At 44.9% G+C, this 22,513-nt stretch carries 18 protein-coding genes; 15 read left to right on the plus strand and 3 right to left on the minus strand.

The features are described from left to right. The first annotated feature begins 87 nt into the window (after positions 1–87). Together LCL96_RS17145 and LCL96_RS17150 are read left to right on the plus strand one after the other, a co-directional pair. Positions 88–1,011: a DMT family transporter gene (locus LCL96_RS17145; RefSeq protein WP_224943167.1), complete on the plus strand. Its 924-nt coding sequence runs from the start codon at positions 88–90 to the stop codon at positions 1,009–1,011. Between the two features lie 18 nt (positions 1,012–1,029). Continuing rightward, a complete protein-coding gene (locus LCL96_RS17150; RefSeq protein ID WP_224943169.1) occupies positions 1,030–1,581 on the plus strand; it encodes a cysteine dioxygenase in 552 nt (183 codons plus the stop codon). Between the two features lie 38 nt (positions 1,582–1,619). Here the strand turns inward: LCL96_RS17150 and LCL96_RS17155 are convergent, their stop codons facing one another. Next, on the minus strand, positions 1,620–3,176 hold the full coding sequence (locus LCL96_RS17155) for a glycoside hydrolase family 10 protein (RefSeq protein WP_412103596.1): 1,557 nt from the start codon (positions 3,174–3,176) through the stop codon (positions 1,620–1,622). 270 nt (positions 3,177–3,446) lie between these two features. Here LCL96_RS17155 and mnmH point away from each other — a divergent pair, with 270 nt between their 5' ends. From mnmH to LCL96_RS17220, 13 genes are all read left to right on the plus strand, one after another. Further along, the gene (gene mnmH, locus LCL96_RS17160; RefSeq protein WP_224943173.1) at positions 3,447–4,490 is read left to right on the plus strand and encodes a tRNA 2-selenouridine(34) synthase MnmH; all 1,044 of its coding nucleotides are present in this window, start codon (positions 3,447–3,449) and stop codon (positions 4,488–4,490) included. 105 nt (positions 4,491–4,595) lie between these two features. After that, on the plus strand, positions 4,596–4,946 hold the full coding sequence (locus LCL96_RS17165; RefSeq protein ID WP_224943175.1) for a MerR family DNA-binding transcriptional regulator: 351 nt from the start codon (positions 4,596–4,598) through the stop codon (positions 4,944–4,946). Beyond that, positions 4,939–5,394 (plus strand): SRPBCC family protein, encoded by a 456-nt coding sequence (locus tag LCL96_RS17170; RefSeq protein ID WP_224943177.1) that lies wholly within the window; start codon positions 4,939–4,941, stop codon positions 5,392–5,394. The genes LCL96_RS17165 and LCL96_RS17170 overlap by 8 nt, the downstream gene beginning before the upstream one ends. Before the next feature lie 492 nt (positions 5,395–5,886). Further along, positions 5,887–10,485 (plus strand): glutamate synthase large subunit, encoded by a 4,599-nt coding sequence (gene gltB / locus LCL96_RS17175; RefSeq protein WP_224943180.1) that lies wholly within the window; start codon positions 5,887–5,889, stop codon positions 10,483–10,485. Between the two features lie 17 nt (positions 10,486–10,502). After that, positions 10,503–11,990, plus strand: a complete 1,488-nt coding sequence (locus LCL96_RS17180; protein WP_224943183.1) for a glutamate synthase subunit beta — start codon at positions 10,503–10,505, stop codon at positions 11,988–11,990. Between the two features lie 650 nt (positions 11,991–12,640). Then, positions 12,641–14,083 (plus strand): N-acetylglucosamine-specific PTS transporter subunit IIBC, encoded by a 1,443-nt coding sequence (gene nagE, locus LCL96_RS17185; protein ID WP_224943186.1) that lies wholly within the window; start codon positions 12,641–12,643, stop codon positions 14,081–14,083. 277 nt (positions 14,084–14,360) lie between these two features. Then, complete coding sequence (locus tag LCL96_RS17190; protein WP_224943189.1) at positions 14,361–15,077, plus strand: DUF2161 domain-containing phosphodiesterase; 717 nt, start codon at positions 14,361–14,363, stop codon at positions 15,075–15,077. A 106-nt stretch (positions 15,078–15,183) separates the two neighbouring features. Continuing rightward, complete coding sequence (gene shc / locus LCL96_RS17195; RefSeq protein ID WP_318246439.1) at positions 15,184–17,055, plus strand: squalene--hopene cyclase; 1,872 nt, start codon at positions 15,184–15,186, stop codon at positions 17,053–17,055. A 58-nt stretch (positions 17,056–17,113) separates the two neighbouring features. After that, positions 17,114–18,052, plus strand: a complete 939-nt coding sequence (locus LCL96_RS17200; RefSeq protein WP_224943192.1) for a heme-dependent oxidative N-demethylase family protein — start codon at positions 17,114–17,116, stop codon at positions 18,050–18,052. Then, entirely contained in the window at positions 18,049–18,531 is a 483-nt protein-coding gene (locus LCL96_RS17205; protein ID WP_224943195.1) for a hypothetical protein, read from the plus strand. The genes LCL96_RS17200 and LCL96_RS17205 overlap by 4 nt, the downstream gene beginning before the upstream one ends. Next, positions 18,528–19,481 carry a PDR/VanB family oxidoreductase gene (locus tag LCL96_RS17210; protein WP_224943198.1) on the plus strand — a complete coding sequence of 318 codons (954 nt, stop codon included), beginning with the start codon at positions 18,528–18,530 and terminating at the stop codon, positions 19,479–19,481. The genes LCL96_RS17205 and LCL96_RS17210 overlap by 4 nt, the downstream gene beginning before the upstream one ends. A 135-nt stretch (positions 19,482–19,616) precedes the next feature. Further along, on the plus strand, positions 19,617–20,192 hold the full coding sequence (locus tag LCL96_RS17215; RefSeq protein WP_224943201.1) for a sigma-70 family RNA polymerase sigma factor: 576 nt from the start codon (positions 19,617–19,619) through the stop codon (positions 20,190–20,192). Beyond that, entirely contained in the window at positions 20,189–20,884 is a 696-nt protein-coding gene (locus LCL96_RS17220; RefSeq protein ID WP_224943204.1) for a DUF3600 domain-containing protein, read from the plus strand. The genes LCL96_RS17215 and LCL96_RS17220 overlap by 4 nt, the downstream gene beginning before the upstream one ends. A gap of 57 nt (positions 20,885–20,941) precedes the next feature. Here LCL96_RS17220 and LCL96_RS17225 read toward each other — a convergent pair whose 3' ends face one another. Beyond that, positions 20,942–21,127: a hypothetical protein gene (locus tag LCL96_RS17225; protein WP_219167074.1), complete on the minus strand. Its 186-nt coding sequence runs from the start codon at positions 21,125–21,127 to the stop codon at positions 20,942–20,944. A gap of 95 nt (positions 21,128–21,222) precedes the next feature. Further along, positions 21,223–22,473: a helix-turn-helix domain-containing protein gene (locus tag LCL96_RS17230; RefSeq protein WP_224943214.1), complete on the minus strand. Its 1,251-nt coding sequence runs from the start codon at positions 22,471–22,473 to the stop codon at positions 21,223–21,225. Positions 22,474–22,513 lie beyond the last annotated feature (40 nt).

The following is a 22,513-nucleotide window of genomic DNA, read 5'->3' on the forward strand; positions in this document are numbered from 1 at the left end:
CAAATCCATCCAACCACCCATACATCTTTCCCTTGGACGAGCATACCTTGATAAAAAGAACCCATGCTCAGAAAGGATGCCCCGTCCATGATTCCAGTCAAAGCAAAGGTTGCCGCCTCTTTATATGCCACAATGTCCATCAGCTTCTGGGGGATATCCTTCGTATCGACGAAAGCGGTGCTGGATACCCTTGATCCGTATACTCTCCTCGTTCTCCGGTTTGCGATCGGAGCACTGTTTCTATTCATGCTGTTACTTTTAAAAAGATATCGAATCACCATTCCCCTGAAGTATATTCCTCACCTGATCATACTGGGTGTACTCGGGGTCTTCATTCATCAAGTCATCCAGGCTTCGGCCTTGCTTACGATCGATGCTTCATCAGCAGGATGGATGATTTCATTTTCTCCTGTGTTCACCGTCCTCCTCTCTATGGTGTTTCTACATGAAAAAATGACTATCCCCAAAGCGGTGGGGATGGTCGTTGCGATTACGGGTGTGTTGATGGTGACGACAGCGAGGAGCGGGCAGTCTATCGGTTTTGCAGTCAATATCGGGTACATCCTGATGATTCTCAGTACACTGAACTGGGCCATCTACTCCGTGCTGCTGAAGAAACTTCAGATCGAGCTGCCATCTCTCGTCATCACATTTTATATGAGTCTGCTCGGTTTGAGTTTGACCATCCCTTTTCTGATCCGGAACCGGGGGTGGGAAGGGATGTCCCTTTTATCACATGTGGAATGGGCCCACTTGATGTTCCTTGGTGTGTTTGTCTCAGGTATCGCGTATTGGTATTGGGCGAAAGCTCTGGAAGTATTGGATGCTTCCAAGGTGTCGATGTTTCTGTATTTGGAACCTGTCACTACTCTCATAGCGGCGATTCTTCTCCTGCACGAGAAAATTTTCTTCATAAGCATCTTGGGGGGCGTCATAATTATAATAGGAGTTGTTATTGTAAATGGCCAGATGATTTCTGTTTTCCATCGGTTTCTATGGAGGAGACGATAACATCAGGGGGGGATCGCTGTGACCTTACGTGAACGGATTAAGAATAGATTGAACGAATGGACCAACCCGTCATCCAAAGAACTGAAAGAAATCTTGCAGTCTCTTAACCTAAGTCTTGATGATCTAGAACCATACTTACAATCTCCAGAAGGAAAGCCATATTATCGAAAGCTCCTTTATCAAAATGAAATAGTAGAAATTCTCGTGATGAATTGGTCTGAAATCGAATGTGCTCCGCATGATCACGGTGAATCAAAAGGATGGATTCAAGTCATGAATGGGACTTCAGTCAATACAATCTTTGAAGTTAAGGAAGACGGGCTTCCACGTGAGATATTTGATCGCGAATATAGGGAAGGTTCATTCTTCTTTGCACCTAAAAAAGGTGTTCACAAAATGAAGAAGGAGGGAAGGGAAGATTTAGTGACCCTCCATATCTATTCCCCGCCCATTCAAGGGATGAAAGTGTATGACTTGGAAAAATGCGCTGCCTGTGTTGTTTCTGAAGAGTGTGGGGCATGGTGGCCGGATCATATTAGGCAAAAGGTGAAGGAAATGCAATTAAAATAGAAAGAGCGTTTCTCCATGTCGGAGGAACGCTCTTTCTATTAATGCACTCTTACCGTTTTAGCATCTTTGCTTTCCACGCCTGTAGGAGAAACAGAGGTTACCCCATAGGTGTACATCCCGTCTTTTTCAACGGAAATATCTTCATAGGTTGTAAGATCATCTTGGGAATACACGACATCCACGATGTTCGCAGGGTTCGTGTAATCTCCCTCTTTCACTCCATCAAAGCGGTAAATGACATACTTTCTGGCATCTGAGTGTTTTTTGTCATCAATGGTCAAGGTAATAGCCTCTGCCTGTTTGGCTGCTTTCACCGTGTTCGGTTTCTTTGGAAGGGCATCATTGTTCCAAGGCGTGGCCGGAGTCAAGGCTTTCTCCGTATAGATTTCATTTCGTAAGATGTCGGCATATCCAAGACGGTTTGCAAAAATTTGACGAAGTGAGAAATGCATTTGTCCAAGGGCTGTTCCATTATCTCGGTTATCCGTGATTTGTCCTGGCAGTTCATAAGGGTTGAACCATTCCTGGTCAAAGTTGTCGCCTACCTTATAATCGGCCATCCCGATATAAAGATTGACAGGATGCTCGTAGGAATATTCATTCACTTCATTGCTCCACCAATCGAGAAGGATGGAGTAGTTGGCGACAGCGAGTTTCCTGGACCAATAGATTTGTGGAGTAATATAGTCGATGCTCCCATCTTTGATCCATTGGCGGGTGTCGGCATATAAGTCATCATAATTCGTTTGACCTGCCTGTGTTTCACTACCAGTTGGATCATCGGCGATGTTTCTCCAAACGCCAAATGGAGAAATCCCAAATTGGACATACTCTTTGATGTCTTTGATTGCTGTGTTGATGTCTGCTACTAGCTCATCGACGTTGTTACGTCTCCAGTCGTCGATTGAATCGAAGCTACTGCCGTATTTCTCGTATGTATCTTGATCTGGGAAGGTTTCTCCTGCAATTTTATAAGGGTAGAAATAATCATCCATATGAATTGCTTCTATGTCATAGTTGCTCACTAACTCTTTTACAGTATCAATCAAGTATTCTTGTACTTCAGGGATTCCAGGGTTGAGATAGTACTGCTTGCCATACTTCAGGACCCATTCCGGATGAAGCTTGGCCACATTATCGTCTGCGAGTGATTCGATCGTTTGATTCGCCATCGTGATCCGGTAAGGGTTCACCCAAGCTTGGACCTCGATTCCGCGTTTATGCGATTCCTGAGTCATAATGGCAAGCGGATCATAGCCTGGATCGGTTCCTTGCTCGGCACCCGTAATATATTGGGACCACGGGGCAAGCTCGGAAGGATACAAGGCATCAGCTGTCGGTTTGACCTGATAGACCACCGTGTTGAAATTCAATTCCTTTAATTCGTCGAGGGTAGTGACCACCCAATCGGTAAACTCCTGCTTGTCCATTCCGGCCGCCATGTCAATATTGACTACTGTGGCAATCCACGCAGCCCGCATCTCGTGCTTCGGTGATTGAGTTTCAGCAGCGCTTGCTTTTCCGGTTGAGAAAGGGAGAGCAAGTGAGAACAACATCACCGCCATGATCATGTACTTTACTGTTTTCATTAACATACTCCTCTCGTTTTGGTAAAAGTAACCGTTTTCATTTTGTTGAAATAATACTTCAATAAAATTCAGAAAAATATGAAATATTATTTCTAATTTCATTATAATAGGTCTTGAACTAATGGTATATAGTACCAACGAGGTGAAAAATCTGAATATTCAATCGGTAAACAGGATAATAGGACTAGGTGAATCGTTCTAAAATACATGAAAAAGGAAAGAATGAATACCAATCTGGTGTAAAATAGGAGAGAGGCCAATTGGGGAGTGGATGATATGTTCAAGGACATAGCCATAGATCAATGTGATTTCGATCGGTATACATTCGTGGATGTCCGGTCTCCTTCTGAATACAGGGAAATAACGATTCCGGGAAGCGTGAACATTCCTGTATTTGATGATGGAGAGCGGGCAGAAGTAGGGACGCTGTACAAGAAAGTAAGTAAAGAAGTGGCAATGGAGCGGGGATTGGAGATCTTTTCGGCTAAGCTTCCCCGTTTCATCAAAGAATGTAAGAAGCTGGATGGTCAGATTGTTGTGTTTTGCTGGAGGGGTGGCATGAGGAGCAAAGCCGCGGCAACCTTCCTGGATTTGATGGGGATGAAGACATTACGGGTCCAAGGCGGAGTAAGAGCTTATCGGCACTGGGTGTTGAAGGGGCTTGAGGAATTTGAAATGAAATCGGACACCTTTGTATTGAACGGTGGGACAGGCATCGGAAAGACCGCTATTTTGAAAGAACTTCAGAAGGAAGGGTATCCAATTCTTGATATTGAAGGACTGGCCAACCATCGAGGCTCCATCTTTGGGGAAATCGGGCTGACCGCCAACAATCAGAAAACATTCGATTCCCTCCTTTTCCAAGAACTGAAGAAGCTGAAGAAATCTCCCTTTCTCTTATTTGAAGCAGAAAGTAAACGGATCGGAAAGCTGCTTCTCCCAGATTTCCTGGTGGAGGTGAAAGAGAAGAATGCGTTTCATCTCTTCATCGAGATGCCAATGAAGATGAGGGTGGATCATATTTTACAAGAGTATCGCCTGCACGAGCATCATGAGGAATTTGTAGAAGCGTTCAGGTTGATCAAGAGAAGGATCCACAGCCCGGTGGCAAATGAAATTGAGGCTGAGTTGAAAGAGAAAAACTACGAGCGAATTCTGGAGCTGCTCCTGGAGTATTATTATGATCCGCGATACAGGCATATGGCGAACCAATATCCTGCGGAAAGAAGGGTCACGATCAAGGTCCATTCAATCGAAGAAGCCTATCAGGAGATCAAAAAGCTTCTTCAGGAAAAAAGTTCATTGGTTCCTGTGCAGTAAGACCTTGGCCATGGGGCAAGGTCTTTCTTTTTATAAAATGTTCATAGAATGGGTTGACCGTGTAGTGCACCACATGGTTTAAGATTGAAGTGTGAGGTGATGGGGGTGTACAAGGTAAGCGAATTCTCCAAGATGACGGGGCTGAGTAAGGAAACACTGCGTTACTATGCCGAAATCAAGCTGCTTGAACCTGTATATATAGATCCTGCAAACCATTACCGCTACTATGATAATGGATCTTATCTTGTGGGGCGACTATTGGTTTACTTGAGGAGATTTAACTTTACCATACAAGAAATGCTCGCTGTCGTGAATGATGAATCCTTTGAGAATCTGGAGGAGTTAATCAAGGCGAAGAAACGGGGCCTGCAAGCTGAAGTAGAGCGAATACAAACGGTTATTCAGGAAATGGACGATTTCTTTGAAATGGGAATGGGGGATGAAATGGATGATTAAATGGCATGAAGAACGGATCATACCAGTCAATATTGAAACGGTATGGCATTTATTCGAGCTTGAAAACATTCAGCGCATTATGCCTAATGTCGTTGAAAACAAGGTGCTGGAACAAAAAGAAGGAGTGGTCGGCTCGACCTACCAGCAGAAATACAAAGAGGGAAAAAGGATTGAAACGTACATCGTTGAAGATCTGGAATACGAAAATACTCCTGACAAAAAGCACAACAAAATCGGCTTCACACTGGCAAAGGCATTTGACATTGAGGCTGCATTCACCCTGCATAAAATAGATGAGCAGCAAACCAGATTCATCTATACAGGGGAAAACAGAGGACTGAACTTCCTGGGCAAAGTACTCCTCAAACTCGGTGGAGAAAAAAACAACAATAAAGTCGTCACCGAATTCATGGACAGAGTGGAAGCAGAAGCACGGAAAGAAGCGTAAGAAAGAGGGACGGACCTCCGATTTTTTCGGAGGTCCGTCCCTCTTTCTTGTGGTTTGGAAAAATGATTATCTGGGAATAGAAGAAGAGTTTCAGCTGATGAATGGTCGATTGGTCCCATTTGAATTAGAGGTCCGTCCCTCCTAGCATTACGGAAATTTCTTGCATGTTAAAAAATTTTTTTTAGTTATTATTTTGCATGAAAATTCATGTTGATTTCTGGTTGGATTTGCTTAGGAACACGAATTATTGTAAGCGATTTCTTTATTATAACATCAAGCTTTTAAAGATTCTGAATATTAAGTTAATGAGAGTGTTAATCTAACAGGCTTCCACTTTATTATTCCATATATATTTGTAAAATATACACTTTATCCATTAACATAATTTTTCGTTTTTTCTAAATTTCATGATATACTAACGAAAATTAAGAAAATTTAATTAATCGGTTATTTATTCAAAAAATATACAAGTTTAGTAGAGGAGGACATTGGATGAAAACGAATCTTCCTGTAGCGCAAGGGATGTATGATCCTGCGCAAGAACATGAAGCATGTGGAATTGGAATGATCGCAAATATTGATGGGACGAAGAGTCACAGCATCGTACAAAACGCCATTAATATTTTATGTAACTTAGAGCATCGCGGGGGACAATCGGCTGATACGAGTACCGGGGACGGTGCAGGTATCCTCACCCAAATCCCTCATCATTTCTTTAAAAAGCAATGTGAGAAAGAAGACATCATCCTTCCGAGAAAAGGGGAATATGGGATTGGAATGGTGTTCCTTCCTGAAAATTATGAGAAGCGCCAAAAGAGTAAAGAAATCTTTGAACGCATCATTGAAGAAGAAGGTCAAAAGACACTTGGCTGGAGACCTGTTCCTCTCAACGATTCCTTTGTAGGGAAAGTAGCATCGAAGTCAAAACCTTTCATACGACAGGTTTTCATCGGAGTATCCGAAGACATTCAATCCCGGATGGATTTCGAACGCAAGTTATATGTGATAAGAAAGCGAATTGAAAAAGAAGTCGCAACGGTAGAAGGGCAAGAGGATGTATATCTATGTAGCTTGTCTTCCACGACCATTGTCTACAAAGGGATGCTCATCCCGGAACAGCTCGATTCCTTTTATATTGACCTCAACCACCCTGAGTTCCGTTCAGCATTAGCACTTGTACATTCCCGCTTTAGTACAAACACTTTTCCAAGCTGGCAACGGTCTCATCCAAACCGATATACGATTCATAATGGAGAATTCAATACGCTCAGAGGGAATGTGAACTGGATGCGCGCACGTGAAAACCTGTGCCGATCAAGTGCATTTAAGGATGAAGATTTGGAAAAAATCCTCCCCGTTATTGATGAGACAGGCAGTGATTCCTCCATGTTTGATAACTGCTTTGAATTCCTTCATTTATCAGGAAGATCCCTTGCCCATACGGCCATGATGATGGTTCCGGAACCGTGGGAAAACGATGAAACGATCCACCCCAAGAAGAAAGATTTTTACGAATACCATAGCTGTTTAATGGAGCCTTGGGATGGACCGGCAGCCCTAGTATTTACGGATGGAACCCAGATAGGTGCCTGCCTTGACCGTAACGGACTGCGTCCAGCCCGCTACTATGTGACTAAGGGGGGCATGATCGTTCTTGGATCTGAAGTAGGTGCCCTCGATATCTTTGCCGACGACATCGTGTACAAAGACCGTCTGCAGCCAGGGAAGATGCTTCTTGTCGATCTTGAGAAAGGACGAATCATACCGGATGAAGAAATCAAACTGCGTGTTGCTTCTGAGCAACCATACAGACACTGGCTTGATAATAACAAATTCGAACTGGATGATCTGCCGGAAACGACCCATGAAGTGGTTCAATTAGATTCGGAGGAAGTGCTCCTGCAGCAGCAGGCATTCGGCTATACGACAGAGGAATTGAACAAGATCATCAAGCCAATGGTGACGGATGGTAAAGATCCGGTCGGCTCGATGGGATATGATTCACCTCTGGCGGTTCTATCGAAAAAGCCCCAGCTTCTTTATAACTACTTCAAACAATTATTTGCACAAGTCACGAACCCGCCGATCGATGCGATCCGGGAGCAGATCATTACTTCAGTCGGAACCACGATTGGTGCAGAAGGAAATCTGGTGAATCCGGGACCGGAAAGCTGCAGGCATATCCACCTCAAGACACCGATCCTGACTGGTGAAGAACTGGAAAAGCTTAGACACCAAAATGAAAAAGGCTTTAAAGCCGTAACGTTACCAATTTTGTTTGATGTAACTGAGGAAGGAAATCAACTTGAAGGTACTCTGGATGCTCTATATGAAAAAGCTGACCAGGCCGTAGCAGGTGGCGCGACCCTCCTTATTTTATCCGACCGAGGTGTGGTGAAGGATAAGGCAGCGATTCCAGCCCTTCTTGCTGTTTCCGGTCTGCATCACCATCTGATCCGCAAAGGGACGCGTACAACCGTCAGCATCCTGCTCGAATCGGGAGAGCCACGGGAAGTCCATCATTTTGCAACCCTTCTTGGATACGGGGCAGAAGCTATTTATCCATATTTAGCGTTTGAGACATTGCGGGATTTGATTGGAAAAGGTGAGCTTCAAGACAAAACGTATGAACAAGCGGTGAACAGCTTTGTGAAATCGGGAACAGACGGTGTCATCAAAGTTCTATCCAAAATGGGGATTTCTACTATACAAAGTTACCGTGGTGCGCAAATCTTTGAAGCGGTGGGCATCCATAAGGATGTCATCGATAAATACTTCACCCGTACCGCCTCAAGACTCGGTGGAATCGGGATGGATATCATCGAAAAAGAAGTGCTTTTAAGACATCGAAAAGCATTCAATGATCGTAAAGACAATCAACGTACATTGGAGTCGGGAGACGAATTCCAATATCGTAATAACGGAGAGGATCATGCGTACAACCCAAGTACGATCCACACACTCCAACATGCATGCCGTACGAATAATTATGAACTATTCAAGAAATATTCCAATATGCTGACGGATGAAAAGCAGAATCTGCAGTCATTGCGAGGACTCCTTTCATTTAAAGAAACGAAGCCTATCCCGATTGAAGAGGTGGAATCAGTCGAAGAAATCTGTCGCCGTTTCAAGACCGGCGCGATGTCATTCGGCTCCATCAGTCAGGAAGCCCATGAAGCATTGGCAATTGCCATGAATAAAATCGGTGGGCGGAGTAATTCAGGAGAAGGCGGGGAGCATCCAAACCGGTTCGTTCCGGATGAAAATGGGGATTCACGCCGCAGTTCGATCAAGCAAGTGGCCTCAGGACGCTTTGGTGTCACAAGTCACTATCTCGTAAACGCAGACGAAATCCAAATCAAGGTCGCCCAAGGGGCAAAACCGGGTGAAGGAGGACATCTTCCTGGTAAAAAGGTTTACCCATGGGTTGCTGAAGTTAGGGGATCGACCCCGGGAGTGGAGCTCATCTCGCCACCGCCCCATCATGATATTTACTCAATCGAAGACCTTGCCGAACTAATCTATAACCTGAAAAATGCAAATCCCCAAGCCCGCATCAGCGTAAAGCTGGTATCAGCCGTAGGAGTTGGGACGATTGCGGCAGGTGTGGCAAAAGGTCGAGCGGACGTTGTGTTGATCAGTGGGTACGATGGTGGAACAGGTGCTGCACCAAGAACCAGTCTGAAACATACAGGATTGCCTTGGGAAATCGGTCTTGCCGAAGCGCATCAGACTTTATTGCTAAATCGCCTTCGCGACCGGATTGTCGTCGAGACGGACGGTAAGATGATGACGGGCCGCGATGTGGTCGTGGCATCACTTCTTGGAGCAGAAGAATACGGCTTCTCGACAGCGCCTCTTGTTGTTCTTGGCTGTGTCATGATGCGCGTATGTCATATGAATACATGTCCTGTCGGAATTGCGACACAAGACCCTGAGTTACGCAAAAAATACACCGGTGACCCGGAACATGTAGCGAACTTCATGCGCTTTGTTGCCCAGGAAACCAGGGAGCTGATGGCTCAGCTTGGCTTCAGGACAATCAACGAAATGATAGGAAGAACCGATATCCTGGAAGCCAATGAGGCAATCGATCATTGGAAAGGAAAAGGAATCGATCTTTCCGCGCTTCTGTATCAACCTGATGTACCTGAGAAGGTAAGCCGTTATGCTACCAAAAAGCAGGATCATGAGCTTGAGAAGACACTTGATTATCAAGAGTTGATTCCACGCTGCAGGAATGCAATTGAAACAGGTGAGCCGGTTGAATGGACGACAGCAATCCGTAATATTCATCGTGTAACCGGGACGATGCTTGGAAGCGAAATCACGAAACGCTATGGTGCAGAAGGCTTACCTGAAGATACAATCCGTCTGACATTCAAAGGATCTGCCGGACAGAGCTTTGGTGCTTATATTCCAAAAGGACTGACATTAAGACTTGTTGGAGATTCCAATGACTTTGTCGGAAAAGGATTATCAGGCGGTAAGATCATCGTCCATCCTGATCCGACAGCGACGTTCATCCCTGAACGAAACACCATCATCGGAAATGTGTCCTTCTACGGAGCATCCGGAGGAGAAGCCTATATTTATGGAGTGGCAGGCGAGCGCTTCTGCGTCCGTAACAGTGGGGCACAGGTTGTCGTGGAAAGCGTCGGGGATCATGGCTGTGAATATATGACTGGAGGAAAAGTCGTTGTCCTTGGCCTTACAGGAAGAAACTTTGCAGCCGGTATGTCTGGCGGAGTAGCGTATGTCCTGGATGAAGATGAAACCTTCCGTTCAAGATGTAATCAGGAACTTGTCCTTGTGCAGCCTTTATTTGATCCGGAAGAAATGAAAGATGTATACCAGATGATCAAAAAATACGTTCATTATACAAACAGTAATAATGGTAAGAAAATATTAGCGAACTGGGATTCCTACGTGTCCAAATTTGTGCGCGTGATTCCGAAATCCTATCTCAAGATGAGAGAGCGGATCAGTGAGCTTGAAAATAGTGGATTAGAGAAATTCGATGCGGAAATGGCCGCATTTGAAGAAGGTACGAAAGAAGAGAAAAAAGTACTGGAACCTGCGAATTAATCAGGGAGGGGGATATAATGGGAAAAGCAACTGGATTCATGGAATATAAACGACGAACATTGGATGAACGGCATCCGGCTGAAAGGACGAAGGATTGGAACGATTATACGTCGCCTCTTTCGGAAGAAGAGGTCAAGAAACAAGGTGCGCGCTGCATGGATTGCGGCGTTCCCACCTGTCAGTCCGGAATGGAAATCAACGGATCGACTACTGGTTGTCCCGTTTATCACTTGATACCGGAGTGGAACGACCTGGTCTATCAAGGACAATGGAAAGAGGCATTAAAGCGAGAGCATCAGATGAATAACTTTCCCGAATTCACCGGCTTTGCCTGTCCGGCACCGTGTGAAGGGGCTTGTGTCCTCGGTATCAATGAGCCGCCTGTAGCGATCAGAACCGTGGAACGCTCGATTATCGAAAAGGGCTTTGAAGAAGGCTGGGTCATTCCTGAGCCTCCGGAGCACCGTACCGGCAAACGTGTGGCCGTCGTGGGATCAGGGCCGGCAGGATTGGCGTCTGCGGCACAGCTGAATAAAGCCGGTCACCTTGTCACTGTTTTTGAGAAGAATGATCGAGTAGGCGGACTATTGACGTATGGTATTCCTGAAATGAAGCTTCCATACTCAGTCGTAAAGCGACGTGTCGATATTTTAGAAGAAGAAGGCATTGAATTCGTGACGAATACAGAGGTAGGAAAAGACTATACAGTTGAAAACCTCCGTGAAAACTTCGATGCCGTCATTCTGTGCGGCGGAGCAGCCGTCCATCGCGATATCCAAGTGGATGGTCGTGATTTGAAGGGCGTGCATTACGCCATGGAATTCCTGCATTCCAATACAAAGAGCTTATTGGATTCCAATCTGCAGGATGGTAACTATATTTCTGCTGAAGGAAAAAATGTCATCGTCATCGGTGGTGGGGACACGGGCACAGACTGCCTGGCCACTTCCGTAAGGCATAATTGTAAAAGCCTGACGCAATTCGATATTTATGATAAAAAGGGTGCCATTCGTGATGAAGTCGGCAACCCTTGGCCGCAATATCCGGTCATTCACCGAGTGGAGTACGGACAAAAAGAAGCGGCTGAAGTACTTGGAGACGATCCGCGTGCGTACGCTGTCATGACCAAGAAATTCGTCGGTGATGAAAATGGACACATTAAAGAAGTGCATACGGTTAACGTGAAACTTCGATATGACGAAGATGGTAATAAAATTCGTGATGAAATCCCTGGAACCGAAAAAGTCTGGCCAGCGGATCTTGTCCTTCTCGCCATCGGGTTCAGCGGTCCCGAACAAGACCTGATCAAGGAACTTGAAGTCGAAACAAACAGCAACTCCACAGTGAAAGCAGAGTACGGAAACTACATGACCAACGTCGACGGCGTCTTCGCTGCCGGAGACATGCGCCGTGGCCAAAGCCTCATCGTCTGGGCCATCAACGAAGGCCGTGAAGCAGCCCGCGAATGCGACCGCTACCTCATGGGCACAACAGAACTACCTTAATAGAAGAGGGACGGACCTCCGTCGGGCTGGATGCCTGATGGGGGTTTTTGTTGTTTGAGGGACGGACCTTTGTGGGGCATGAAGCCTGATGAGATTTCTGTTGTATGAGGGACGGACCTCCACGAGGCAAAGGATATCCTATCGGTGGAAGTAGTGAATGATAGTCGGAGGGTCTTTTTTTGGGAGGGTGTGGGTCGGAAATTGGTTAAAAAGTGAGGGAGTCAGCTATTTTCTATGTGGAATGTGGTGACGCATTCCTTTGATCGCTCTGAACTTGCGCTTAGAAATATAAATAGGTCTCATTAGATGGTCCTGAAGAAGCTTTCTATTGAGGTATTGAAGATAATTGCGTCATTTTGGCCCGTGATTGCGTCATTATTAAGTTTTTTGCGTCATTTTCATCATTAATTGCGTCGTTCTACATAATAATTGCGTCATTTTCCATTTTATTGAAATTGAACAAACCTTCACTAACCCAAATCCCCATCTAAGGTCCGTCCCTCTTCACCTATAATTCCACTAAAAGTCCTGCATACACACCGACACCCACTTCTAAACAAGTACATGCCGGAATATTTTTTATAGAAGGGGTTTTGTCCGCTATAAAGAGACAAAGCATTTTCAAAACAGACTGATAGGGGGAGAACAAAATGATGAAATACTTGCAGCGTATTGGTCGTTCGTTGATGCTGCCTGTAGCCGTGTTACCGGCAGCGGCGATTCTGATGGGGATCGGGTATTGGATCGACCCGTCTGGATGGGGAGCCGATAGTCCAATTGCCGCTTTCCTGATTAAGGCAGGGGCATCGATTATTGACAATATGGCGATTCTGTTCGCAGTAGGGGTCGCACTCGGGATGGCGAAAGCGAAGGATGGTTCGGCTGCACTGAGCGGATTGGTCGCTTATCTTGTTATTACCACATTGCTATCGACGGATTCCGTTGCTTTGTTGCAAGGGATTGATAAAGAGGCGGTGAATCCGGCGTTTGCCAAGATCGGAAATCAATTTGTCGGGATTCTCTCTGGGATCGTCGCAGCCAGTATGTACAATCGCTTCAGTTCTGTGAAGCTTCCGGATGCACTTGCCTTTTTCAGCGGGAAACGATTGGTACCGATCATGTCGGCCGTCGCTATGCTGGTTGTTTCAGGCGTGATGCTGTTTGTGTGGCCGGTGATTTACACGGCGCTTGTTTCGTTCGGGAAGGAAATCAGCGGTCTCGGGTTTACAGGGGCCGGATTATACGGTTTCTTTAATCGGTTATTAATTCCTACTGGCTTGCATCATGCACTGAATTCCGTGTTCTGGTTCGATGTGGCCGGAATCAATGATATCGGGAACTTCTGGTCCGGCACTGGGGAAAAAGGTGTGACGGGGATGTATCAAGCGGGATTTTTCCCGGTAATGATGTTTGGTCTTCCGGCAGCAGGTCTTGCCATTTATCATGCAGCGAAACCGGCTAAGAAAAAACAGGTCGCCTCGCTCATGCTTGCAGCAGGATTTGCTTCGTTCTTCACCGGAGTAACGGAGCCAATTGAATTTGCTTTCATGTTCGTTGCGCCACTCTTATATGTAGCACATGCCGTGCTGACAGGGTTATCCCTTGCGATCGCTTCCTTCTTCCACTGGACGGCAGGTTTCGGCTTCAGTGCCGGGTTCGTCGATTTTGTCCTGAGCTCAAGGCTTCCGCTGGCAAATCTTCCGTATATGCTTTTGATTCAAGGTGTGGTATTTGCTTTCCTTTATTATTTCTTATTCCGTTTTATGATTGCGAAGTTCAATCTGATGACACCGGGGCGTGAAGAGGACGGCGAAGAGGGGCAGGCGTCACCTATCCTCACAGGGGAAGATAAGTTTGCCGTCATGGCAGCGGAAATCTACGCTGGACTTGGCGGAGACGAAAATGTAACGTCTGTTGAAAACTGTATTACCAGATTGAGAGTGGAAGTGAAGGACATGGGGGGAGTGGATCAGGAGCGAATCAGAGCGACCGGCGTTCCGGGCATTCATGTGGTTGGTGAAAATAGCATTCAAGTGATTGTCGGGACATCGGTGCAATTTGTGGCGGATGAAATCGAGAGGATCCGGGGGTAAGATTTTTCTTCCTGATGGCTGGGGGGAGGATTGTTGTTTTTTGTCGAATGGCAGATATATCGTGATAATGGCAGATAAACGATTATTTTGGCAGATATATACTCCAAATGGCAGATATATTTCTCAAATGGCACATAAATCCCCCAAACCGGCAGATAAACAAATTCCACCCACTCTCCCCAAAAAGGAGTGGGTTCTCTTTCTCTTCTACACTGCAAAAACCTTTCTAATGGTCTATACTTATCTTATAGAAATTACCACGGAAAGGTTTTTACCCATGACGAAACTGAAAGAATCGGATCTTTATCAACCGATCCAGAAGCATTTTCATAAACAGGGATATCAGGTGAACGGTGAAGTGAACGACTGTGATTTGACGGCAATGAAAGAAGGGGAGCTGTTGATCGTCGAGCTGAAGCTTTCCTTGAATGTCGAGCTTCTGATCCAGGCAACGAAGCGCCAGCGTCTGACGGATCTTGTGTACATTGCGATTCCGAAGCCGAAGCGAACCCGATCTAAGCGTTGGAATGATGTACGCCATTTGGTCAGGAGGCTGGAGCTTGGTCTGATCACGGTTTCATTTACGACAAAGACTCCGAAGCTTGATTTTGTCATTCATCCGGAACCCTTTGATCGGAAGAAGACCATGAGGAATAGCAAGAAGAAACGTGCGGCCCTGGTAAAAGAAATCGAAGGACGTAGTGCGGATTACAATGTGGGCGGGAGTAATAAAACGAAGATCATGACCGCTTATAAGGAGAGCTGCATTCACATCGCCTGCTGCCTCGAAGCTTACGGACCCATGTCCCCAAAGAACTTGGCAAAGCGTGGTACGGGTGACAAAACGCCATCCATCCTCCAGAAGAATTATTATAAGTGGTTCGAGAGGGTGAAAAGGGGTGTGTATCAACTCACGGACACGGGTAGAAAAGAGCTTCAGGAATATCCTGAACTTGTAAGCTATTACTCACAGAAAATAGAAGAAAATCAATAAGAGCCTGCCTCACGGGAAACCGGGGCAGGCTCTTATTTGCTTCCCACTACTAGTACCCGCGTTCTATTCATATACATAAGATTAATGAAGGTACCCGGGAGGACGAATGATGAAAAAAAATATAGAAAGTACGATCCGTCGTTTAATACATGACCTTAAGCAGCGGCAAAGTGAACAAGGCAGCTGGTCCTTTTGTTTTGAAAATAGTGTGATGACCGATGCGTATATGATCATTCTTATACGCTCACTTGAGGCGGATGAGGATGAACTAACAAGGCGACTGGTTGACCGCCTTTGGAAATGTCAGACAAGGGAAGGGACGTGGAAACTCTTTGAAGATGAGAGGGAAGGCAATCTGTCGTCCACCATTGACGCATATTTTGCTTTGAGGTTCAGTGGGTTGGTTGAAAAGGAAGATAAGAGACTGCTGAGAGCCGAACAGTTTATCAAGAAAAAGGGTGGATTTCATAAGGCTCATTCTATCACGAAATTCATGCTGGCCATTTTTGGCCAATTTGACTGGAAGCATCTCCTACCGATTCCGATTGAATTTCTGTTGCTTCCGAAAACATTCCCACTGAATTTCTGGGATCTAAGCAGTTATGCACGCGTCCACCTGGCACCGCTCTTGCTGCTGAAAAATGAACGTTTCATTTTGAAAAAAAGCAACATACCGAACATCCGGGATCTTTCCCGTTCCTCTGAAATCGTCAGTTTCAACGACCGTGAGCTGAGGTTATTTTCAAAAATCAGTGAAGGTATACAGGGGTTGGCAAGCATTCCATCCCAACTCCATCAAAAAGCCCGTCAGTTTGCCCTGTCTTACATGCTGCAACGGATTGAAAAGGACGGAACCTATCTCAGTTACTTCAGCACGACCTTCTATATGATTTTTGCACTGCTGTCACTGGGATATAAGAAGAATGATCCCATTATCGTAAAGGCTATGCAGGGATTGAAAGAGATGGCCTGTGAAACAAACAAGGGGATTCATATTCAAAATTCTCCTTCCATCGTTTGGGATACAGCCCTGATCAGTTATGCCCTGCAGGAAGCAGGAGTGGATGCAGGAGAAGGTTCCATAAAAAAATCGGTGGGTTATCTTCTCAAGGAGCAACACTTTAAATACGGGGATTGGGCAATAGAGAGTGGGGTGAATCCCGGAGGATGGGGGTTTTCAGAGAGTAACAGTATCCACCCTGATGTGGATGATACGACAGCCGCTCTCAGGGCTATCACTTACTCCGCTGCAGAAAATCCGCTTATCCGTCCATCGTGGGATCGTGGGATTGAATGGGTGATCGGTATGCAGAACCGGGACGGAGGGTGGCCGGCTTTTGAAAAAAACAAGACCAAACAGATTCTCACGTCTTTTCCGTTGGATGGTGCTGAAGCTGCGGCCATCGATCCTTCCACTCCTGATTTAACGGGGCGGACACTTGAATTTCTTGGGAGCAGGGCAGGATTGACAGGGGACCATCCGCAGGTGAAAAAGGGTGTTGAGTGGTTGAAATTAATGCAAAAGGAAGACGGATCCTGGTACGGTCGCTGGGGTGTGTGCTACATCTATGGAACATGGGCCGCGATCACGGGAATGAAGGCGGTGGGAGTGCCCTCGTCCCATAAACAGATTCAGAGAGCAAAGACTTGGTTGGAAAGCATTCAACAAAAAGACGGAGGTTGGGGAGAATCCTGTTACAGTGATCAGAAAAAGACATTCGTACCCCTTTCCTTCAGTACTCCCTCACAAACCGCATGGGCATTGGAGTCGCTTATCTGTATTGAAGATAAACCGACACCTGCGATTGATCTTGGTGTCACGGCGCTTCTCGAATTATTGAATGGTGCAGCAGGAGGCATAAACAGAACATACCCAACGGGAGTCGGCCTTCCAGGAAACTTCTACATTCATTACCACAGCTATCAATGGATCTGGCCGCTCATCACCCTCAGCCGGTACAAAGAGAAATACGGTTGAGGTCCGTCCCTCATAGAGGTAGAATAAAAGTAAGAATATTCTAATAAATGGTGGTGGCATGGTGAAAGAGGCTTCGTTCCCTTATCCCTTTAAGGGGGATGTGTATCGGTATTCAAATAATTCGATTCCATTGGAAGAGGCGGGGAGTGTGGAAGTAACTTCTTCTTATCTGGAAGAAATCAAGCTTAAACGGAAATTGTTGACTCACCATCCCGACCGGTGCTTTCAGTCTCTGCCGCATACCTTGAAAGCTCAATGGGAAATAGCGGAGCTTGTGATCGGGCATCTCATCCGGCAATATCCTCAGAAGTTTTCTCTTGAAAAAAATGGAGGGAAATGGACGTTCCATAACCATATCCTGGATGAGCAAACATCCTTTATACCGGGGGATGACTCCACTTTGTCCATGGAGCCACTTGATTTCATCGGCCGTCATGTTCAAGAGGACCTGATCTTCATGATGCAGCGGGACGGGGATTTATTTCTGGATGCGGGGCAGCTTTGTTTTCCAGCCAACTGGTCCCTGGTGTTTAATACCGGAATGAATTTCAAGGAAATACACGGACCGATCCCAGGTTTTAAAGATGAGGGTTTGGATCAGCGGATATTAACGTTTTTAATGAGAATGGAAGCGGGAGATCCGTGGGTAAGGAGGAATTGGTCGTTAATGGCGGGAAATCGCCTGGATACTTCTCTGGAAACATTCGATGAGTGGGGAAAAGGACGAAGAAATGTCTCAAAAGAAAACGTTGGAGAATATGTTCACCTGCGGGTAGAGGTACAGAAGCTGTTTCGTTTGCCTGGTTCAAATGGGCTGCTCTTTACGATTCACACCCATCTTCTCTCACTTGAAGAATTTACGGAAAATCAGGCTTGGACGGATCAGTTTTATCATATTCTACAGGAGCTTCCTGACCGGATTGCCGATTATAAAGGCATCATCCTATTTAAAGAAGAGGTCATGGATTACTTGAGAGAAAAGAGGGTGAGGAATTGAAGGGAACATTGCAGCCTTCGTTTGTACCATCCAAACGAAAGTATTTATTCTGCGGTGATCAAGAAGGAATGGAGCGACTCTCCTCTGTTATCGAAAAAGTACGTAAGGATCATCTGCCTTTTGAATCGTTCATGGTGAATGGAAAGCAAGAAACGGATATCGCTCGATGGATGGAGAATCAGAAAATGGGGAGTTATCTTTACATAGCAATGGAATGGAACAGGCTTACAGATGTCAAAAAAATCGCAGAAGAGTGCGGATTTTCAGAAGAGGAAGCACAGTATATCGGTCACGGAGAAAGGTTCATCAATGTGTACTGTTTTAAATGTCATCAGAAAATGAAAGTGAATAGCGGGCTGATCCACTCATGCACAACCTGTTTACAATGCCATTTGGTGTTATCCATTTCCGATCACTACTCTTCCTTACACGAATCCTATCTCGGTTATGCAGCAACGACAGGAAGTGACCTCAGTTGAATCAAGATAAAACCATACCCGTCATCGTCCAATGGATTCATCAGGAAACTGCGCATGTCAAACGCTTTTCACTTGCTCCTGTAGGGAATGAGCCCCTTCCTTATTTTAGTGGGGGTTCCCATATCACTACGTATGTAGAGGGGGAAAACGAGACGATTATCAGGTCCTATTCCCTCACGAATTCTCCCCAACAATCGGATACTTATCACATAGCCATCCGTTTACATGAACAATCCAAGGGCGGATCCCGTTTTTGGCATGAGAGAATGAAAGTAGGAGACACCCTCCGCATCAGTCATCCACAGAATCATTTTCCATTGAGCTTTAAAGCGAAGCATCATGTATTTTATGCCGCTGGAATCGGGATCACTCCATTCCTATCCATGATGGCAGAACTTAAAGGGGAAGAGCGCTCCTTTGAACTCCACTATGCAGCAAAGTCAGAGAAAGATTGTTCATTCTATTCTCATTTAAAAAACAAGTATCCTGAAGAGACCCACTTTTATTTTTCAAACGAAAAGAGACTGAATGATGAGAGTCTTTGGGAACATAGAATCGGGACTCATGTGTATTTTTGCGGGCCATCTTCTTTTATGGATGAATTCATTGCAAGCGCCACTAACATAGGATATCCCCGCTCAAGCATTCACTATGAACGGTTCACCCCTCCACAGTCAATCGTCCGTCATGACTTTTTGGTAGAGTTGGAGAGTGGTCCCACCATTCAGGTGACACAGGATATGACCCTATTAGAAGCCCTTCACAATGCAGGAATCAAAGCACCTTATTCATGCCGGGTCGGTCGATGTGGAACTTGTGAGATTAACGTATTAGAGGGAGAAGTCGAACATGGTGATTCTTTCTTGAGTGAAAAAGAAAGAAATGAACACCGCTCGATCTTAACATGTGTCTCCAGGGCAAAGACAAAGAGATTACGGATAGAACTGTAATGTGTCATTGCCATAACATGAGATGTCTGCCGCTCATAAACACGCCCTTGCGTGTTTTTTCTTATTTCAACAAAAAATCGAACGAAAAAGGAAAAACTCACCAATATATAGTATACATGCAAGGGGGGATCGTCTTTGAATGACAAAGAGGAAGACTTAAAGAGCCTGGTGAATCAGGTAAAAGCGGACAATAAAGAAGCCTTTGGAAAATTGTATGATGCAACCATCGGGGATGTTTATAAGAATGTCTATTTTCTATTATCGAATAAAGACGGAGTGGATGATCTGGTTCAAGAAATCTATATGGGCGTTTATCGTTCACTAAGGAAGTTTAACGGTGACCAGCCGTTTACACCATGGCTCATAGGAATCGCGGTCAATCAGGTGAAGTCCTTCAGAAGGAAGAACTGGGTATATGAACGCCTCTCAAGAAAAGTCGCAGAGAATGAGCGGAATAAGGAGAAAGTGGCTGAGATCATCACGGGCATAGAAAATGATTTTCTTTATCAGACGATTGAAGAACTTCCCTTTAAGTTAAAGCAAGTGATCATCCTCCGCTATGTAAATGAGTATTCTCAAGAGGAAGTAGCAGCAATCCTGCACATTCCCATCGGAACCGTCAAATCCCGTATTCATGCTGCTTTGAAAAAGTTGCGGATGAGCGGGGAAAAGCAGAAGATCTTGATGAGAAGGGTGGGGGATTTATCATGAATTTGGAAGATCAAATCAGGGAAAATCTACAGGTTAAAGGGCAAAGAATCAGTCCGCCTCCACGATTAAGGATGGCCATCATGAATACGCTGCCCGAGAAACATAAAAGATGGAAAAAAAGACTGATTACAGTGATACTCCTGCTCATGTTCTTTGTTCCGACCACGACCATCGCTTACCAGTCTTATGCCGCCGACAGTCTCTACGGTTCTTTTGACAATCTGAAGAGACATATTTCCACCGCAACAATGAAAGGGTATTTCCTTCTCGATGCGAAGTTTTCCCAGGCAAAAGGAGAACTGGATAAGGAAGAGTACGATGAATTCAAGGAGTTGTTGAAAAAGATCACCCAGGCTAAATTGACTTACGCTGATTCATATGGAAACATCGACTACACAACGTTACCTCCTGAGAAGGCTTTGGAAATGCGGGAAACCTTTTTTCAAATCCAACCGTATTTTGATGAGTTGAACAATCAGGTGTCAAGTAAGGATGTGTTATCGGGCGAAGAATATAATCGTTATATTGATGCCCTTATGCTGTACGAAACCATCGTTTCCCAAAGTGGCGTCGATCCATCAAGCGGTGTCAAAGTGGAAGATATCCTCCCAGAATTCCAACGTACATTTCTGGATATTAGTTCTTACCTGGAATATGTAAATGAAAAGCAGGTAAATTTGAAAGCACAATGAATGTAAACAATATCTAATACAAAGAAAAGACCCGGAACAGATCCGGGTCTTTTTCATTCACTTACCAAGTATCGCCATAATCCCTTTATAGATTAAGAAAAGTGAGAATATGAGAATAGCTAAAATACCGATGATGTCCGTTACCGGGGATACACTTGCTAAAAATGTACCGGCCAATGGAACCTTTAACAATGCGAAACCGGAAAGAATTCCTGCTACTAACAAAAGAATAAATCGATCCATTCTGTTATGCCTCCTCTCGGGCTATTATATGTAGGAGGGAACGGGAAGTTGAACCCAATATTTGTTAGCGGATGTGAAAATGGAGTGAGCCTTGGTCATTCCAATTCATAATAGCTGATTTCATTGGACATCTTCTCGGATGCCAGCTGGAACCCTTTTTCTGTTTGCCCGGTTTTGACATAATGCAAAAATAGCATTCTTTCATAATGCTGATTCATCAACTGATTACCTGTATGTTTAAAATGGGGAAGGGCGGTTTGTTCGATATATGTATAAAGCTTGTTCTCATCTTCTTTCAGGGTCAATAGGTAGATCTCGAAGAATACATGCGTGGGATCCTGATGCGCCCTGGACATCTTCATTCCTCTTTTTACCAAGTGATCAAGCTCTTCTTTAGGAAGCAGGTTTCCTTTCAAACAGGAAAAGATATACCCGCTCAGTGTGACTAAATAAGAGGAAGCGGGCGTTTTCTCTGTCGTCAGGGCTAGAGCTTTTTCGTACGATCCCTTTGATTCTGAATATCGTTTTCTTCGAAAATACTCAAACCCCAGATTATTGTGGATCTTGTGTGCCCTTTCTTTCGAATTGACAGATTCACAGACTCTGAGAAGTTTATCGTATTGTTGCTTGGTTTGCTCCATGTCGAACGGTTCTTTGGCATTCAGTTGAATGAGTATAAGGATTTCAGAATCAATGACCCTGAGGATATTTAATGTTTTTTGAAAGTATTGCAGTGCCCTTTGTCCATAATAATAGGCGAAGGTGTTTGAATGAACGGAATGATAGGCTGTTGCCAGATGGTAATAGTATTCAGCGTTCGGATATTCATCATCGATCCCTTTCAAGGCTTGGATGCAGGAGTGGAATTCCCTCGTTGAATAGTGATAGATTCCTTTCACATGCAGTAATAAGTTGAGCTCGTATGGGGAAAGTGTGTCCTTTTTATTCTCTAGCATGTCCAGGAGGTCTTTTGCTTTCTGCGGGTTTTCCATAAGCAAATAATACCTTGCTAATAATAAATGGTATTGTACAAAGAAGTCGGATAGAAATCGCAAGGGTTCTTTTTCAATTTCTGTTTTTAGATGATGGATTTCACGGATACGTATCATAATGATCGCATCGTTCCATTCTGCTAATGTAATCTGAAGAGATTGATAGCGGGATCGTTCAGCATCCATATCGACTCCGAGCCTGTCAGCAAGTAAGTCTGTGATTTCACTGGAATACTCTGTGATCCCTCTTTCAATTTTACTTAGATGCGTGGCCGAACAGATTCCCCGTGCCAACTGATCTTGAGTCAATCCTGCATCTTCACGATGGAATTTAATTAATTTACCTTCAATCATAGTACACCTCGAAGTAAAAGAGTTTATTATCCATTATAGG

Source organism: Rossellomorea aquimaris (assembly GCF_020172085.1).
Lineage (GTDB): Bacteria > Bacillota > Bacilli > Bacillales > Bacillaceae_B > Rossellomorea > Rossellomorea aquimaris_E.